15 protein-coding genes are annotated in these 17,347 nt (G+C 59.3%); 7 read left to right on the plus strand and 8 right to left on the minus strand.

Annotated elements, in window-relative coordinates; genetic code table 11:
• Positions 1-14: 14 nt before the first annotated feature.
• From accB to D0N36_RS15920, 3 genes are all read left to right on the plus strand, one after another.
• Positions 15-497 (plus strand): acetyl-CoA carboxylase biotin carboxyl carrier protein, encoded by a 483-nt coding sequence (accB, locus tag D0N36_RS15910; RefSeq protein ID WP_116942826.1) that lies wholly within the window; start codon positions 15-17, stop codon positions 495-497.
• A gap of 112 nt (positions 498-609) precedes the next feature.
• Positions 610-1,959, plus strand: coding sequence for an acetyl-CoA carboxylase biotin carboxylase subunit (accC, locus tag D0N36_RS15915; RefSeq protein ID WP_116942827.1), 1,350 nt, complete (start codon positions 610-612; stop codon positions 1,957-1,959).
• 313 nt (positions 1,960-2,272) lie between these two features.
• Entirely contained in the window at positions 2,273-4,105 is a 1,833-nt protein-coding gene (locus tag D0N36_RS15920) for an alpha-amylase domain-containing protein (RefSeq protein WP_190242720.1), read from the plus strand.
• A gap of 106 nt (positions 4,106-4,211) precedes the next feature.
• Here D0N36_RS15920 and D0N36_RS15925 read toward each other — a convergent pair whose 3' ends face one another.
• Together D0N36_RS15925 and D0N36_RS15930 are read right to left on the minus strand one after the other, a co-directional pair.
• Positions 4,212-4,784 (minus strand): DUF3109 family protein, encoded by a 573-nt coding sequence (locus D0N36_RS15925; protein WP_116942828.1) that lies wholly within the window; start codon positions 4,782-4,784, stop codon positions 4,212-4,214.
• Positions 4,785-4,842: 58 nt separating this feature from the next.
• Positions 4,843-5,988, minus strand: a complete 1,146-nt coding sequence (locus D0N36_RS15930; RefSeq protein WP_116942829.1) for a glycosyltransferase family 4 protein — start codon at positions 5,986-5,988, stop codon at positions 4,843-4,845.
• A 96-nt stretch (positions 5,989-6,084) separates the two neighbouring features.
• Between D0N36_RS15930 and D0N36_RS15935 the strand changes: the two genes are divergently transcribed.
• The 4 genes from D0N36_RS15935 to D0N36_RS15950 all read left to right on the plus strand — a co-directional run bounded on the left by D0N36_RS15935 (position 6,085) and on the right by D0N36_RS15950 (position 11,752).
• Positions 6,085-8,346 (plus strand): ATP-dependent helicase, encoded by a 2,262-nt coding sequence (locus D0N36_RS15935; protein ID WP_116942830.1) that lies wholly within the window; start codon positions 6,085-6,087, stop codon positions 8,344-8,346.
• 168 nt (positions 8,347-8,514) lie between these two features.
• On the plus strand, positions 8,515-9,255 hold the full coding sequence (locus tag D0N36_RS15940) for a DUF4290 domain-containing protein (RefSeq protein ID WP_147320944.1): 741 nt from the start codon (positions 8,515-8,517) through the stop codon (positions 9,253-9,255).
• 114 nt (positions 9,256-9,369) lie between these two features.
• Complete coding sequence (murA, locus tag D0N36_RS15945; RefSeq protein WP_116942832.1) at positions 9,370-10,674, plus strand: UDP-N-acetylglucosamine 1-carboxyvinyltransferase; 1,305 nt, start codon at positions 9,370-9,372, stop codon at positions 10,672-10,674.
• Positions 10,675-10,861: 187 nt separating this feature from the next.
• The gene (locus D0N36_RS15950) at positions 10,862-11,752 is read left to right on the plus strand and encodes a DUF4349 domain-containing protein (RefSeq protein ID WP_116942833.1); all 891 of its coding nucleotides are present in this window, start codon (positions 10,862-10,864) and stop codon (positions 11,750-11,752) included.
• Positions 11,753-11,959: 207 nt separating this feature from the next.
• Here D0N36_RS15950 and D0N36_RS15955 read toward each other — a convergent pair whose 3' ends face one another.
• The 6 genes from D0N36_RS15955 to D0N36_RS15980 form a co-directional block, all read right to left on the minus strand.
• On the minus strand, positions 11,960-12,295 hold the full coding sequence (locus D0N36_RS15955; RefSeq protein WP_116942834.1) for a phage holin family protein: 336 nt from the start codon (positions 12,293-12,295) through the stop codon (positions 11,960-11,962).
• Between the two features lie 95 nt (positions 12,296-12,390).
• On the minus strand, positions 12,391-13,479 hold the full coding sequence (locus D0N36_RS15960; protein WP_116942835.1) for an agmatinase family protein: 1,089 nt from the start codon (positions 13,477-13,479) through the stop codon (positions 12,391-12,393).
• Between the two features lie 173 nt (positions 13,480-13,652).
• Entirely contained in the window at positions 13,653-14,291 is a 639-nt protein-coding gene (locus tag D0N36_RS15965) for a chemotaxis protein CheC (RefSeq protein WP_242478951.1), read from the minus strand.
• A gap of 57 nt (positions 14,292-14,348) precedes the next feature.
• Positions 14,349-15,986 carry a chemotaxis protein CheA gene (locus tag D0N36_RS15970; RefSeq protein WP_116942836.1) on the minus strand — a complete coding sequence of 546 codons (1,638 nt, stop codon included), beginning with the start codon at positions 15,984-15,986 and terminating at the stop codon, positions 14,349-14,351.
• 189 nt (positions 15,987-16,175) lie between these two features.
• On the minus strand, positions 16,176-16,538 hold the full coding sequence (locus D0N36_RS15975; RefSeq protein WP_019948088.1) for a response regulator: 363 nt from the start codon (positions 16,536-16,538) through the stop codon (positions 16,176-16,178).
• Between the two features lie 77 nt (positions 16,539-16,615).
• Complete coding sequence (locus D0N36_RS15980; RefSeq protein ID WP_242478952.1) at positions 16,616-17,146, minus strand: chemotaxis protein CheW; 531 nt, start codon at positions 17,144-17,146, stop codon at positions 16,616-16,618.
• Positions 17,147-17,347: the final 201 nt, after the last annotated feature.

Genomic DNA, 17,347 nt, shown 5'->3' on the forward strand with positions numbered 1-17,347 from the left:
CCTTTTCCTTTGCCATGAAAGCCCAAGAACTCCAGGACCTGATTGATTTCATCGCCAAATCGGGCCTCAACAAGGTCAATATCGAAACCGAAGAGTTTAAAATTTCGGTACAGCGCGACCCCAGCACCAAAACCGTGACGATGGCCGCGCCAGCCGCTGCGCATGCTCCGGCTCCTGCTCCGGCCGCTCTTCAGGCGGCCCCGGCTGCTGCCCCCGCCCCTGCGGCCGCCGAAGCGCCCGCTCCGGCCGCCAGCAGCGCCACGCCCCTGAAGTCGCCGATGATTGGCACGTTCTACCGCAGCAGCACCCCCGAAACGCCGGCTTTCGTGCAGGTGGGCGATATGGTGGAGAAAGGCCAGGTTATCTGCATCATCGAGGCCATGAAGCTCTTCAACGAAATAGAAGCCGAGCAGTCGGGCCGCATCGTGAAAGCACTGGTGGAAAACGCCTCGCCCGTTGAGTACGACCAGCCGCTGTTTTTGATTGAAGCAATTTAGGTCAATTAAAAATTAAGAATTAAAAGTTAAAAATGGATTACGCCGCACGTCTTGGCCAACTTCATTCTTTCAATTTTTGATTTTTCACTTTTAATTTTTAATTGAAAAAACCGTGTTCAAAAAAATACTAATTGCTAACCGGGGCGAAATTGCGCTGCGCGTGATTCGGACCTGCAAAGAAATGGGCATCAAGACGGTGGCCGTGTACTCGACAGCCGACAAAGAGAGCCTGCACGTGCGCTTCGCCGACGAGGCCGTGTGCATCGGCCCGCCCCCTTCGGCCCAGAGCTACCTGAGCATTCCGACGCTGATTGCAGCCGCCGAAATCACCAACGCCGACGCCATTCATCCGGGCTACGGGTTCCTGAGCGAAAACGCCGAATTCTCGCGTGTGTGCCACGAGAACGGCATCAAGTTCATCGGCGCTTCGCCCGACATGATTAACCGCATGGGCGACAAGGCTTCGGCCAAAGCCACCATGATTGCCGCCGGCGTACCCGTGGTGCCCGGCTCGGTGGGGTTGCTCGAATCGGTGGAGCAGGGCAAGCAGATTGCGGCCGAAATCAAGTACCCGGTTATCATCAAGGCGACGGCCGGTGGTGGCGGGCGCGGCATGCGCATCATCAACTCCGAAGACGAGTTCGAGAAGGCCTGGAACGACGCCCGCACCGAGTCGAAAGCCGCTTTCGGCAACGACGGCATGTACCTGGAGAAGTTTGTGGTGGAGCCCCGCCACATCGAAATTCAGGTGTGCGGCGACCAGTTTGGCCACGTCTGCCACCTCTCCGAGCGCGACTGCTCGATTCAGCGCCGCCACCAGAAGCTGGTGGAGGAGGCTCCCTCCCCTTTCATGACCGACGATTTGCGCGAGCGGATGGGCGCGGCGGCCATTGCCGGCGCTTCGGCCATTGGCTACGAGGGCGTGGGTACCATCGAGTTTCTGGTGGACAAAAACCGCGACTTCTACTTCATGGAGATGAACACCCGCATTCAGGTGGAGCACCCCGTGACGGAGGAAGTGGTGAACTACGACCTGATTAAGGAGCAGATTAAGGTGGCGGCCGGCATCCCGATTTCGGGCGCCAACTACTTCCCCCAGATGCACGCCATGGAGTGCCGCATCAACGCCGAAGACCCGGCCAACAACTTCCGGCCTTCACCAGGCAAAATCACGACCCTGCATATTCCGGGCGGCCACGGCGTGCGGGTGGATACCCACGTGTATGCCGGCTACCAGATTCCGCCCAACTACGACTCCATGATTGCCAAGCTCATCACGGTAGCTCAGAGTCGGGAGGAGTGCATTGTGAAGATGAAGCGCGCCCTGAGCGAGTTCGTGGTGGAAGGCGTGAAAACGACCATCCCCTTCCACCTGGCCCTGATGGACAACGAGCAGTTCAAAGCCGGCGACTTCACGACCAAATTCCTCGAAACTTCCTTCGACTTTTCGCAGCTGAAATAGCCGATAGTATCGGACCTATTAAGCGGGCTGCCTCCAACCGGAGGCAGCCCGCTTTTTTGTTGCAGGAATTGGAAGTCGCACTGCAAAGCAACAGGGCACCGTTTAATGCAAATATAACATTACTCATTTTCGCAGTACACAATATTTACTCAAACAGGCTAACACAACATCATTATGATATCAAAAACGAACTTTTTTGGGTAGGTGATTACTTACTATTAATTTAGTTAAGGCCCGAATAATATTGCACAATTCCCATTCGAAGGCTTTATACTTGTGGTGTTCTACTACTTATAACCAAAACACCACCCGTATGAAAAACCTATTTACAGCGGCCTCCCTGGCGGGGCTGCTTGCGGCTGGCTCATGGTTGAGCTCGTGTACCAAGGAAAGCATGGAGCCCGCTGCCTCCGCTTCTACTCCGCTGACCACCAAATCGTCGTCGGATGCCACAATTGCCAACGGGGTGATGATGCAGGGTTTTTACTGGGATGTGCCGATGAGCACCGCCGCCGGCACTTGGTGGCAGAACCTGGGCGCAAAGGCCAGCGAGCTGAAAGCGGCTGGCATTACGGCCCTGTGGATTCCGCCGGCTTACAAAGGCAGCAGCAAGTTCGATGTCGGCTACGGTGTATACGACCGGTACGACCTGGGCGAGTTCAACCAAAAAGGCACCGTAGCAACCCGTTATGGCACTATCGGGCAGCTGCAGTCGGCCATTGGGGCGCTGCACGGGCAGGGCATTCAGGTGTACGAGGATATGGTGATGAACCACCTGACCTCGGCCGACAACCAGGAGCTGGCCAACAACCAGTACAACGTGTATACCAGCTTCACCTACCCCGGCCGCAACAACACCTACAGCAACTACCAGTGGCACTGGTACAACTTTTCGGCCACGCAGCAAGCCCCCAACAACGGCTGGTACCAGTGGGCGGCTTACGATTTTCAGCCCTACGCCAACAACGACGCCTACGACAACCTGCTGGGCTCGGAAATCCGCTACAACGACCTCAATAACGCCAACGAAACCATCAACTGGAGCAACTGGATTACCACCAAGCTTAACCTGGATGGCTACCGCCTCGACGCCACCAAACACATCCAGACGACTTACCTGAACCGCTGGCTGGATAACGCGAAAACCAGCGGCCGTTTTGTCGTGAGTGAGGCCTGGTTCCGAAATCTTTCCGACATGAATAACTACGCCGCTGCCACCGGGGGCCGCACCAGCCTCTTCGATGTGCCGCTGCACTACACCTTTGCCGACATGAGCAACGGCAACGGCAGCTGGGACATGCGTGGCCTGCAGTTCGCGGGTTTCACCGAGGCCAACGGGGCGCTTTCGGTTTCATTTGTGGATAACCACGACACCGACCATACGACCGGCGCGTTGTTCTCGCCGGTTTCCAACCTGAAGATGCTGGCTTACGCTTACATTTTGACCCGCGAAAAGGGTTACCCCTGCGTGTTTTACAAGGATTACTACGAGTACGGCCTGGGCGCCCAGCTCAAGAAGCTCATGCAGATCCGGCAGGCCAATGCCTACGGGGCGGCCACCGAGTACACCAGCACCAACGACGCCGACGTGTACGCCTACTCCCGCGCCGGCGACGCTACCCACCAGGGCCTGCTGCTATTGCTGAACGACGGCATCTCCGGCCGCAGTAAGGGCATCACGACGCCCTTCAAAAACGCCACCCTCACCGACCAGACCGGCAACATAAGCGGCAACATAAGTGGCACCATCACGACCAATGCCAGCGGCTACGCCACCTTCTCGGTACCGGCCCGCGGCTACGCCGTATGGGCGCCCACCGGCGGCACCACCACGCCCCCGCCCACCGGCGGCACTACCACGGCCGTGACATTCAACGTGACCTACAGCAACACCACCAGCGGCCAGGATGTGTACGTGGTGGGTAGCACGGCTCAACTTGGCTCCTGGAATGCAGCCAACGCCAAGAAGCTCAGCGGCGCGGCTTACCCCAAATGGAGCGGCACCGTGAACCTAATCAGCGGTACGGCCGTGCAGTACAAGTATCTGCGCAAAGACGCGGCCGGCAACGTGCTGTGGGAAGGCGGCGCCAACCGTGCCTTCACGCCCAGCAGCACCACCGCTACTCGCACCGATACGTGGCAGTAACCTGCTGAAGTACGTTAGAGCCACATAAAAGAGGCCGGCCAATTGGCCGGCCTCTTTTATGTGATAAGACCCTATCCCTTAGCGCCACTAAGCGTTACGCCAGATATTATTTCTCGCCGCCCTGCTCGATTTCCGTTACCAGTTCACCATACCACGCCTCGCCGTACTTACGAATCAGCGGCTCCTTGAGGAATTGGTAGATGCGTACGCCCAGGGTGGCTCCAAACGAGCAGGCGGGCGAGCAGATGGTCCACCGGTCGTAGTTGAGGGCCTCGAAACCGTCGTACTTCGTGATGCGAATTGGGTACAAGTGGCAGCTGATGGGCTTTTTGAAGCTGGTGGCCCCGGCCAGATACGCCTGCTCGATGCCGCACTTGAGGATACCCCGCTCGTCGTAGAGGGCGTAAGCGCACTCCCGGTCGTTGATGGTGGTCGTGCTAAAGTCGCCTTCCCAGTCTTTAATATAGCGACCCTGCTGCTCGATGGCGGCGCGGCCGGCATCGGTAAGGAAGGGCTTGATGTTTTCGTACTCCTGGTTGAGAATGACTAGCTCCTCGGGTTCCAGGGGCGCACCCAGGTCGCCCTCCACGCAGCACGCGCCCTTGCAGGCTTCGAGGTTGCAGACGAAAAAGTTGTCCCGAACGTCGTCGGAGATGATGGTGTTTTGAATCTGAATCATGCACTGTCTGGTTTCTGGCGGAGGTCCGCGAGAAACTCCGCCGCAAAGATACCCGCAATTACACCACCGACCAGAGGATTTGTTCCGTCAGCTCGCATTGGCGATGGTGCGAATACGTGGCCAGCGCCTCCTGCTGCCCGGCCTCGCCCAAGCGCGCCATCAGGCCCGGCTCTTGCAGCAACCGCGCCACCGCCGCCCCGAACGAGGCTTGGTCGCGCAGCGCAAACAGCAGGCCGGTGCGGTTGTCGTCGAGTAGTTCGCGGGTGCCGCCGGCGGCGGCGCCCAGCACTGGCTTTCCCGCCGCCAAGGCCTCAATGGTCACCATGCCGTAGGTTTCGTTCGTGGAAGCCGTGATGGAGATATCGAGGGCACGGTAGGCTACTTCGGGCTGGGGCGTGAAGCCGCGCAGGTGTACAACGCCGGTCAGTCCCAGCTCCTGAATGCGGGCCTGCAGCGCGTCGGCGTAGGAATTGCCTTCGTTACGGGTGGATTCCCCTACCAGCAGCAGGTGCAACTGCGGGAACTTCTGGCGCAGCTCCGCCAGAGCTTCCACCACGAAATCCTGCCCCTTGCCATCGTCGAGACGGCCGATGAGGCCCATTAGCACGGCATCATCGGGCAACACCAGCTGCAGACGACGGCGGGCTTCGACGGTGGTTAGCTGCTCGTCAGCGAATTTCTCCAGTTCTACGCCCAGCGGTACTACGTGCAGCTTTTCGGGAGTCAATCGGGTTTTTTCCAGTACCTGCCGGGCCAGGCCGGGCAGCGGGGCCAGCCAGGCCGCCAGCGCCCGGTAACGTAGCGTGTGCAACAGGCCGCGCTTGGCCAGGCCCAACTGCATATGTTGCTGATAAACCAGCGGCAGCTTAGGCAGATACAGCCGCTTACAGAGCACGGCCAAGCCCAGGTCGCCGTTGCGGCTGATGAGCAGCGCCCGCGTCCCAAATACCCGCAGGGACCCGGCCAGGCGACCGGCAGCCGGCACGTCGAGGGCTTTCCAGGGGTTTTCGAGCGTTACGACAGCTACGCCCAGTTCGGCGGCGCGGGCGGCCAGCGGCGAGTTGGCGCGGGTAACCACCTGCACCGGCCAGCCCCGCGTCTGCATCCAGCCCGCAAACCGGGCCGTGTTCAACTCCAGCCCGCCCCAACTATCGGAGAGGCATAGGATGGAGAGGGGGAAGGGGGCGCGGTCGGTGGGGTTCATGACACGAAGATATGGTTAGGTTTCCTTCCCCCGCCCGAAAGCCTTACCTTTGCTAACAAGCCAACCGGCTTAGTTTTCCGCTGCTGACTACCGAATATGGGACTCGATTATCACGCTCTACTGAACCCCTCGCAGGCCGCTGCCGTGATGCAGATTGAAGGCCCCTGCATGATTATTGCCGGCGCCGGCTCGGGCAAAACCCGGGTGCTCACCTACCGCATCGCCAACCTACTGGAGCAGAACGTCAACCCGTTCAATATCCTGGCCCTCACCTTCACCAACAAGGCCGCCAAGGAGATGCGCGCCCGCATCGAGAAGGTCGTCGGCCCCGAGGCCAAGAACCTATGGATGGGCACGTTCCACAGCGTTTTTGCTCGCATCCTGCGCTCCGAGGCCGATAAGATCGGTTATCCCCGCTCGTTCACCATCTACGACACCCAGGATTCCAAGACGCTGATTGGCCAGATTCTGAAAGAACTGGAGCTGGATGACAAGATGTACAAGCCCAACATGGTGCTGAGCCGGATTTCGGGGGCTAAAAACAAGCTAATTTCGGTGCAGCAGTACCTCCAGGACCCGGTGATAAAGCAGGACGATGAGGCAGCCATGCGGCCCAAGCTGGGCGTGATTTACCAGCAGTATGCCAACCGCTGCTTTAAGGCCGGGGCCATGGACTTCGACGACCTGCTGTACCAAACCAACGTGCTGTTCAAGGACCATCCCGATGTGCTGAACAAGTACCAGAACATGTTTAAGTACGTGATGGTGGACGAGTACCAGGACACCAACTACTCTCAGTACCTGATTGCCCGTAAGCTGGCGGCAAAGGAGCGCAACATCTGCGTGGTGGGCGACGACGCCCAGAGCATTTACGCCTTCCGCGGTGCCGATATTCAGAACATTCTCAACTTCGAGAAGGACTACCCCGAGCTGCAGGTATTCAAGCTGGAGCAGAACTACCGCTCGACCCAGAACATCGTGAAAGCGGCCAACTCGGTTATCAAAAATAACCAGGCCCAGCTGCGCAAAGATGTGTTTTCTGACAACGAGGAAGGCCCGCTGATTGAGGTGTTCAAGGCTTCCTCCGACAACGAAGAGGGCAAGCTGGTGGCCCAGAGCATCTACGAGGACAAGATGAACCACCATCTGTCCTACGACAACTTCGCTATTCTGTACCGCACCAATGCCCAGAGCCGGGCCATGGAAGAAGCCCTGCGCAAGCTCGGTATCAAGTACAAAATCGTGGGCGGCCTGAGCTTTTATCAGCGTAAGGAAATCAAGGATTTGGTGGCCTACCTGCGCCTCACGGTGAACCCCAACGACGAGCAGGCGTTGCGCCGGGTTATCAACTACCCCAAGCGCGGCATCGGCGACACCACGCTTGCCAAGCTCATCAACGCGGCCGAAGAAGCCAACCACACCATCTGGGAGGTCGTCAGCAACGCCGATAAGTTTCTGCCCACCCGCACCGCCAACCCGATTGTCGATTTCTCGGAGAAAATAAAGGCCTACACCGCCGTGGCGGCCAAGGAAGATGCGTTTGAGGCGGCCAAGTTCATCGCCAAGAACTCGGGCATGATCGAGGAGCTGTACTCCGACAAGAGCATCGAAGGGCTGAGCCGCTACGAGAACATCCAGGAACTACTCAACGGCATCAAGGCCTTCGTGGAAGACCCCGAGCGCGAGGACAAAACGCTCGGCTCCTTCCTGCAGGATATTGCCCTGGTGACGGACTCGGACCTCAAGGACGCGGCGCAGGAGGGCGAGCAGGTGACGATGATGACCATTCACTCGGCTAAGGGCCTGGAGTTCCGCAACGTGTACATCGTGGGCCTGGAGGAAAACCTGTTTCCGAGCCAGATGATGATTACCTCGCGGGCCGATTTGGAGGAGGAACGCCGGCTGTTCTACGTAGCCATCACGCGGGCCGAGAAGAAGCTGACGCTGAGCTATGCCACCTCGCGCTACCAGTGGGGCAACCTGCGCAGCTGCGAGAAAAGCCGGTTTCTCGACGAAATCGACCCGATATATGTCGACTTCAAGTTCTCGGCCGGCCCTGGGCCCGACCGCACCGGACCGGGCGAGTCGCCCTTTGGCCATGTGTTTGAGCGGCGCTCCAACCTGGTGCCCACCCCGCCCCGAAAGAACGCCGCCACCAAGTACGTGGCCCCCGCCGACTTCGTGCCCTCCGACACGAGCAAGCTGGAAACCGGCCAGCGCGTGGAGCATCCCAAGTTCGGTTTCGGCAAGGTTACCAGCCTCGAAACCGTTCAGGGTTCCACCAAGGCCATTATTCAGTTCGAGGAAGTAGGCGAGAAAACGCTGTTGCTGAGCTTCGCCAAGCTGCGGGTGCATTAGCGGTTGGTTCGGCTTGATTCGGTTGCTTTGCGTTACTTTTAGAAAGACGCAACGCGGCCGCCTGGCCCATGTGGCCCCTACCCAGCTTTGTCCGGCTGGCTTCTGTGCAAAACGCACTACCAGCGGCGCGCGGTTTGGCGTATATTTGACCTTTCGAATACCATTTTCATGACCCTCCCTTCTCTTCATAAACACGAGCTGCTCCAGCGCGAATACGGCCAGAGCACGTTCATCCTCGTGCAGCAGCTGGCCAGCATCGAGGACCGCGACGAGCGGACCCGCCGGGCCCAGCAGATTGTTCAGCTCATCTTCCGCATTCAGCCCACGCTGCGCGACCAGCCCGACAGCCAGGCCAAGGTCTGGAACCACATCTTTGAAATGGCCGATGGCGAGCTGGACGTGGACGCGCCCTTCACGCTGGCCGCTCAGGTAAACCTGGGGCCGCCCAAGCGCCTCGCCTACCCTGCCAAAGGCCCCAAGTTCCGGGCCTACGGACAGGCCGTGGAGCAACTCGTGGCGCAGGCCCTGACGCTGGAAGATGAGACCGAGCGCGAGCAGGCCGCCATCATCATCGGCCGCACCATGAAGTTCCTGTACCGTTCCCACAACAAGGAAAACGCCAAGGACCTCACCATTATTAAGCACCTGCGCGAGCTGTCGGGCGGCGAGTTGAGTCTCGACCCCGACCGCGTACAGAACGAAAACCTGTTCGAGTTTGCCGCTACCACCGGCGGCCGGCAAGCGGCTTTTATCGTGCCCCAGCCTCGCCAGGAGCGCGACGGCGGCGGCAACCGCCGCAGCGGCGGTAGTGGTGGCGGCAATAGCAGTAGTGGCAGCGGTAACCGGCGCGACAAGCAGCGCCGTGGCGGCCGTAAAAACCGCAACGAGCCTCAGCAGCCTCCGCAGTAGGGCTTTGTGAAGCTATTAGCTGTTAGCTGATAGCTCTTTCAATTCCTGGCTCCTGCCAATCTAGTATCGAACATCAAGCTTACAGCTGTCAGCTGTCAGCTAACAGCTTAACACATGGCCTCCTTTGAAGTAATTGGCGGTAAGCCGCTGCGTGGTGAAATTGTGCCCCAGGGCGCTAAAAACGAAGCTCTCCAGATTCTGTGCGCGGTGTTGCTGACCAGCGAGCCGGTCACCATCAGCAACGTGCCCGACATCCGCGACGTGAACAAGCTCATCGAGCTGCTGCGCGATTTGGGCGTAAAAGTGGGCAAGTTGTCCTCCGACTCTTACCGGTTTCAGGCTGACAACGTGAACCTGGCCTACCTCGACACGCCCGAGTTTATTGCCCAGGCCGGGTCATTGCGTGGTTCGGTGATGATTCTGGGGCCCATGCTGGCCCGCTTCGGACGCTGCCAGCTGCCCAAGCCGGGCGGCGACAAAATTGGCCGCCGGCCGATGGACACGCACTTTCTGGGCCTCGAAAAGCTGGGCGGCAAGCTCACGCTCGAAGGCAAAGACTTCTACCGCATCAAGGCTGACAACGGCCTGACCGGCGCCTACATGATGCTCGATGAGGCATCCGTTACGGGCACGGCCAACATCGTGATGGCCGCTGTGCTGGCCAAGGGCACGACAACCGTTTACAACGCCGCTTGCGAGCCGTATTTGCAGCAGCTCTGCAAAATGCTGGTCCGCATGGGCGCGAAAATCAACGGTATTGGCTCCAACCTGCTCACCATTGAGGGCGTGGAACAGCTCGGCGGCACTGAGCACCGCATGCTGCCCGACATGATTGAAATCGGCTCCTTCATCGGGCTGGCCGCCATGACGGGTTCCGAAATCACCATCAAAGACTGTCAGATTGCCGAACTGGGCCTCATTCCCGATACCTTCCGCAAGCTGGGCATCCAGCTCGAATTCCGCGGCGACGACATCCACATTCCGGCCCAAGAGCACTACGAGATTGATACGTACCTCGACGGCAGCATCCTCACCATCTCCGACCACACCTGGCCCGGTTTCACGCCCGACCTGCTGAGCATTGTGCTGGTAGTGGCCACCCAGGCCAAGGGCACCGTCCTGATTCATCAGAAGATGTTCGAGTCTCGGCTGTTCTTCGTGGACAAGCTTATCGACATGGGGGCCCAGGTGATTCTCTGCGACCCGCACCGGGCCACCGTCATCGGTCTCAACCACCAGAAACGCCTGCACGGCATCACCATGACCTCGCCCGACATCCGGGCCGGCGTGGCGCTGCTCATTGCGGCCCTCTCGGCCGAGGGCCGGAGCGTAATTGAAAACGTGGAGCAGATTGACCGTGGCTACCAGCACATCGACCAGCGCCTTATCGCCCTTGGCGCCCAGATCCGGAGGCTGTAGATAGCCGACTGTTGATCAGTTATTAATGCCGAAACAAGTACTGTTAGACTTGAGCCGCCCGGTTCCTACTATGTGGGGCCGGGCGGTTTTTTTGACCGGTAGGCAGCAGGTTACCTTCCGGCGGGTTGGGTATGAAGGGCAAGCGCTAACCGCTTTGTCCAGTCACACATCATAAAAATCCTGCCGTATGCGTATCCCGATATTGTTGTGGTTGAGTTTGACAGTAGGGCTGCTGAGTTGTGGTAACAGCCAGCGCATGGAAGCGCCAATGGCTGAGGTCGCGTCCGACGCCGAAGTAAGTGGCGAGATGTCTGCCGAGGAAGAAGCCGCACCGGCTGCAACAATCAAGTTCACTCCGCCCGTCGTAAACGCGGCCCCGGCCGATGAGTCCAACTCCGCTATTCCAGCCGCCAACCGCAAGCTGGTCTACCAGGCAACGGTACGCATGAAGGTGGCCGACCTAGCCCGCGCCAACCAGCGCATGGATAGCCTCACGCGGGCTCTTGGGGCTTTCGTGGAAGGAGCTTCGGAGGAGCGTGAGGATACCGAGTGGCGGCACGAGATGAAGATTCGCGTGGCGCCGGCCCGCTTTCCGGCATTGCTAAGCGGACTGGGCCGTCTGGGCATCGTCGAATCCAAGCAGCTTTCCACCGACGACGTGACTACCCAGCACGCTGATGTAACGGCCCGGCTGGCATCCAAGCGGGCCCTGGAACAGCGGTATCTGGAACTGCTCAAGAAGGCCAATAAAGTGTCGGACATGCTGGAGATTGAGGAGAAGGTGGGCGAGATTCGGGAGGAAATCGAGTCCACCCAAAGCCGCCTGCGCACGCTCAACGATGAGGTAAGCTACTCCACTATTACGCTCACTTACTACCAGGAGCTCAGCCAGCGTCGGCCCGATGCGCCGATGCTGTCCTTCGGGAGCCGACTGCTCGAATCGTTCTACAGCGGCTGGGAAGTGCTCACCAACCTCATGCTGGGCCTCGTGGCGGCCTGGCCACTGCTGTTGTTGCTGACGGCCGGTATTTTGGCCTTGCAGACCTGGCGCCGACGCCGGGCCCGGCAGCCAAAGTAAGCCACCGCCAGCCGCAAGCCGCCGAGGCTGTTTAAGAGCTTGCTGATAGTGTTGCCGGCATTATGCTGAGACTGGCCTACCGACGCTGGCGGTAAAGGCACTTCAGCAGTTGGTAGATGTACCCAGATACGTATGTCCATTCAAGCAGAATGCCCCGCCAACTTTCGTTAGCGGGGCATTCTGCAGGTAGCAAAGTGAGATTGAGAGTTAGTCAACCACCAAATCGACCACCGATGTAGCTAGAGAAAGCACGATGCTGAACAGCAGTGCCGAAAGGAAGCCGCTAATCTCGAAACCTGCCATCAGGTAGCTGGCCAGCATGATAATCAGCGCGTTGATGACGAACAGGAACAGGCCCAGCGTGAGAATAGTAATGGGCAACCCAATGATTTGTAGAATGGGTTTTACCACGGCGTTGAGAACGGCCAGCACCACCACCAGAATCATGGCGTCGGTGAAGCCGCGGATGTAGGCGCCGGGCAAAAAGGTAGCCAGCAGGTACGTAACGATGGCTGAGAGAATGAATTTGAGAATGAAGCTCATGGGGTAGAAAGAGTAGTTTGGGTGAGAGAAGTACAGTATTCAGGGAGTTGAATACCATACGAGCCCCCGCTTTTTCAGTTGCCGGCACCCGGACGCTATTCTATGGCACGGGCCTTGAGGCGGCCCTGCGAAACAGCCATCCAGTTGGCCATGTGGTAGAGCAGACGCGCCCCCACTATGGCGTTCCATTCGGTGTCGCCGGGGGCCACTTCGTTCAGGTCGCACCCGATAATGGTTCGGCCTGAGCGCACTACCATGCGCAACAGGTACACGGCCTGCTCGAACTCGAGGCCCCCGGGTACGGGCGTGCCGGTGCCGGGGCAGAGCTTAGGGTCGAGCCCGTCGATGTCAAAACTCAGGTATACCTTCTGGGGCAGCTGGGCAATAATTTTCTTGCATTCTTTCTTCCACGACTTACCGCCCAGCATTTCCGACTGCAGGAAACGGTCGGCGAACAGGGCTACCCGGCCGTTGCTCTGGTCGATATAATCGGCCTCCTGCTGGCAATAGTCGCGGATGCCAACCTGCACCAGTTTTTTCACCTGCGGCAGCTGCAGGGCGTTGTGCATGATGGAGGCGTGCGAAAATTCGAAGCCCTCGTAAGCGGGGCGCAGGTCGCAATGGGCATCAATCTGCAGAATACCGAACTCCTCGTGGCGCTCGGCCAGTGCGTGCAGGTAGCCCAGCGGCGTGCTATGGTCGCCGCCCAGCACCACTACGCCTTTGCCGGCATCGAGCAGGGCACCGGTCTTGGCTTTAAGCCACTCCAACAGGGCGCGTCCCCGCTGGTTGATGCGCCCGGCGGTGGGGGCGTGCTCGGTGCGACCCTCCTCGGGCTGCCCGTCTTCGAGCCAGCCGATGTAGGCCTCAGCCAGCGGGCGTAGCTCCTGGCTTTCGGCGGCAATGGCGGCGTCGGGCTCTTCCATGGCCAGCCCCATACGCCAGGCGTCGGGCAGGTCGGGGTCGTAGAGGTCAACCTGCAGCGAGGCGGCATATATAGCCTCGGGCCCCTGGGCAGTACCAGCGCGGTACGACACAGTTACCTCCCAGGGCACGGGCACTACCACTACCTGAGCTTCCTCGGGCGTAAACGGGAGCCCAAACACCCCACCGGCGGCATCGGCGAGGGAGTTGGGGTCGAAGTTGGCAAGCTTTTCTTTGAGGGAGGAGGCCGAATTAGCCATGGCAGATTACAGGTTGAGGCGTGAAAGCAGAAGGTACAAAAGCCGGCGTTAAATGCCCGTAGAGCGAAAATCCGTTTCGCGATGGGCGAAGCGAGTGTTCCGCAAAGGAACTCGTCCGGCCCGTCGCGAAACGGATTTTCGCTCTACGGCAGTAGGGCACTTCGAAGGTACACCTAGCCGCCGAGCTGGTGGCCGCCCATGAAGTCGTACGTGCGAATGATGGCGATGATCTTGTCAAAGGTCTCGCGGTCGAAGAAGATCATAAGCGGCAGCTCCACCGAGTTTTCCTTGTCCGAAAACTGGGTTATTACCGAAAAGATAAGCGGCTGCACCATCGGATTGTCGTGCAGCAGGCTGCGCAAAGCAGCATTCATGTCGCCCTGCGGATGAGCGGGCGGGGCGCCGTAGATGCGCGCCTTGAGGATATTGGCCAGCTGCGTTACCAGCGCCCCGGTAATGATATTGCTGATTTCGAGCAGCAGCGACTCCTGCATCGGATCGATGGCAATCGAGTCGGGGGTTTGCATACGCAGGCAAACCCGCGAAAGGCGCTGTACATGCTGGCCCGAAAAAAACATGAGCGTAGTGCCGTTGAAGTCGCCCAGGATATCGGACTGAATGACTACGTGGCCGGCCTGCAGGTCACTTACTTTTTCGAGAATGCTCCGCCCCGATACAATTTCGAGGTTGGGAACTTCAAGCAGTACTTTCTCCTGGGCTACCACCGCGAACGAGTCGGCGGCGCGGGCCAGACCGATGTTCAGGATTTCGCGAATAATGTCGCGCTCCAGTTCCGTCATGTGCAATTCCATAGGGTTCAGGTGAAAGGGCAGGCCACAAGGGCAACCGGCCAGACTGCAGTACGAGAGTTATGGCCGTTTGGCTAAAAAGAGTCGGGTTAGCGCTGGCACATCGAGCACCAGGCACACTTGCCCGCTACCGAGTAGCGTTACCCCCCCAAACAGATCAATGGTATCCAGCGGCTTGCTCATGGCTTTCACCACGATGTCCTGCTGGCGTAAAAACCGGTCGACGATAAGGCCGAGCCGGCGGTTGTTGTAGTTGACAATGATGATATCCTGGCGACCCTGCAGAGTCGATTTGCGGGCCGGCGCCAGCGGCTGGTCGCCGCTCAGGTGCAGCAGCTCGCGCAACGATACCACGGGCACGTTTTCGTCCTGGAGGCGCGTAAGCAGCACCCCACCTACCACGCTGAAGCTACCGGGCATCAGCGACACCACCGAGTCGGTATGCATGAGGGGCAGGGCGTAGCTGCGCTCATCGAGCTCGAACAGCAGGGCACCCTTTACGGCAATGGAGGTAGGCAGCACCAGCGTAAAGGTGGTGCCTTCGCCCAGAACGGAATCAACGCGTAGCTGTCCACCCAGTGAATCGATGGCCAGCTTCACCACATCGAGCCCCACCCCACGGCCCGAAATTTCGGTCACCTCCTTTGCCATCGAGAAGCCGGGCTCCAGCAGGAAGGCCCGCACAGCAGCATCGTTCAGTTGGGCGGCAGCGGCCCGGGTTACCAGGCCACGCTCCACGGCCTTGCGGCGCACCTTTTCCACATCAATTCCCCGGCCATCGTCCTGCACCTGTACCAGCACATCGTCGCGCTCGGCCTGGGCCAGAAGCGTAAGCTGGCCCTCAGCAGGCTTGCCGGCCGCCTCGCGCTCGGCGGCCGTTTCGAGGCCGTGGGCAATAGCGTTGCGTACCAAGTGCAGCAGCGCATCGGTTATAATCTGCAGGATATTGCGGTCAATCTGGATGTCTTCGCCCTGCAGCGTCAGGTTTACTTCCTTGCCTTCGGCCGTAGCCACGTCGCGTACCACCCGCGGAAACTTACTGAACAGCGACCCCACGCCTACCAGGCGGGCGTCCATGATGCTATACTGCAGCTCATCGGCAATGCGCGAGAAGTGGGCGGCGGCGGCCGTTAAGGCAGGGGCGTCTATTTCGCGGCTCAGCGTCAGAATCCGGTCCCGGTCGATAATCAGCTCGCCCATCAGGTTCATCAGGTGGTCGAGCTTGCGCACCTGAATGTAGACCAGGTCGGAGAGTTCGAGCTTACGGCTAACGTCTTCCTCGTCGTCGGCTTCCTCGTCGTCGAGGTTGGGCTCTTCGCCGCGGGTGAGCCGGTCGAGGTTGTCGAGCAGCCGCTGCACGTCGGGCATTTCCTGTTGGGCGCCCGCAGCCCTAATCAACTCGCCCAGCGTATCGATGCCACCAAACAGTACCGGCACCATGCTGCCCGTGAAGGTGGCCTCCCCGTCGCGCAGCTGGCCAAACACGGTTTCCATCTGATGGGCCGCCTCGCCGATGCTGGTGTAGCCCATGGCCCGGGCGTTCGACTTGAGGTTGTGCATGAGCCGGAACAGCTCGCGTAGGGCCTGCTCATCGGCCGGGTCGCGCTCCAGCTCGCTGATGTGCCGGCTCATGGCGTCGTAGTATTCCAACGCCTCGGCCATGAAAAGCTCACGGTACTCCTGCTCCCGGTTACTCATCGCGCCACGAAAGTTGAAAACCGCCCGCCACGCACGCCCAACCAGCCTCACCAATCAGGTGGGGGCTGGCAACGAGGACAAGAAATACGGACGGGGGAAACGACACGAGGGAAGCTATTTGTAAGTCAACAGGCAGGAGGACGTCATACTGAGCATGCTCAGCATGACGTCCCTTCAACTGGCAACTGACTATTGCAGGGCGTTGCCCACAATTTCGAGCACTTTTTCTTCCGAAAAAGGCTTCACGATATACGCCGAGGCGCCGCTTTCCAGCGCTTCGTTCACAATAACCTCTTGGCCTACGGCCGAGCACATCACCACTTTCACATCGGGCTGCTCCTGGCGGATGCCGCGCAGTACGTCGAGGCCGGTGTTATCGGGCAGAATTACATCGAGCGTAATCAGGTCGGGCTTGGTTTCGATGGCCATTTCCAGGGCCTGCTGGCCATTGGCCGCCTCACCAACTACTTCGTAGCCGGCATCGGTGAGCATGTTTTTGAGCATCGTGCGCATGTAGAACGAATCGTCGACGATGAGAATGCGGTTTTTCATGGGGAAGTGAAATGCGAAGTGAGAGTGCAGGGCCTGGCCTGATGGCTGGCTTGGCCCGTTGTACGGCGACTACGGGGCTAAGATGCCGCCGCAGTGGGCAACTGCATGATTTCGGCAGGTGTCAACAGCTTTAGCATGTCGAGCACCACAATAATCCGGTCGTTGATGCGGGCAATGCCCTCAATGTATTTATCGTGAATGTTGGCCTCCTGAATGAATTCGGGCGTTTGTTCGATGGCCGACTGCGGCACCGACAATGGTTGAGGCACCTCGCGCACCACTATGCCAATAGTATAGTCTTTGGCCTCGATGGCCATGGTGTAGGTGTGGGCAGCCGGCCCCTCGGTGGCTTCGCGTAGCTGAAACCGCTCCTCCAGGTCGATTACGGCAATAATATCACCGCGCAGGTTGGCAATACCTTTCACGAACGACGGCGTTTTGGGCATGCGCGCAATGTCGGGCGTGAGGGTTACCTCCTTTACCTGCTCGATCCGGATGGCGTACTCTTCCTGCCCCAGTCGAAAAACGATAAGCTGAATAATCGGGTCGGGCGCGGCAGATTTATCGGGAGCGGGCATTAGTGGTGCGGCGTGGTGGGTATTGGGCAATCAGACTACCAGAAGTCGGGCTTCTATTTGCCCTTAGCGGCCTTGCTTTTAGGAGACTTTGCAGCCGGCTTGGCCTTGGATGCCGGGGCGGCAGCTTTACGCGGGGCCGTACTGGCGGGCTTAGCGGACGGAGCTTGGGCAGCGGCCGCTGGCCGGGCAACAGCCCGGCGGATTGCCCGACGCTCGGGTGCTGGCTCGGCG

It is taken from the genome of Hymenobacter lapidiphilus, from assembly GCF_003417065.2.
Taxonomy (GTDB): domain Bacteria; phylum Bacteroidota; class Bacteroidia; order Cytophagales; family Hymenobacteraceae; genus Hymenobacter.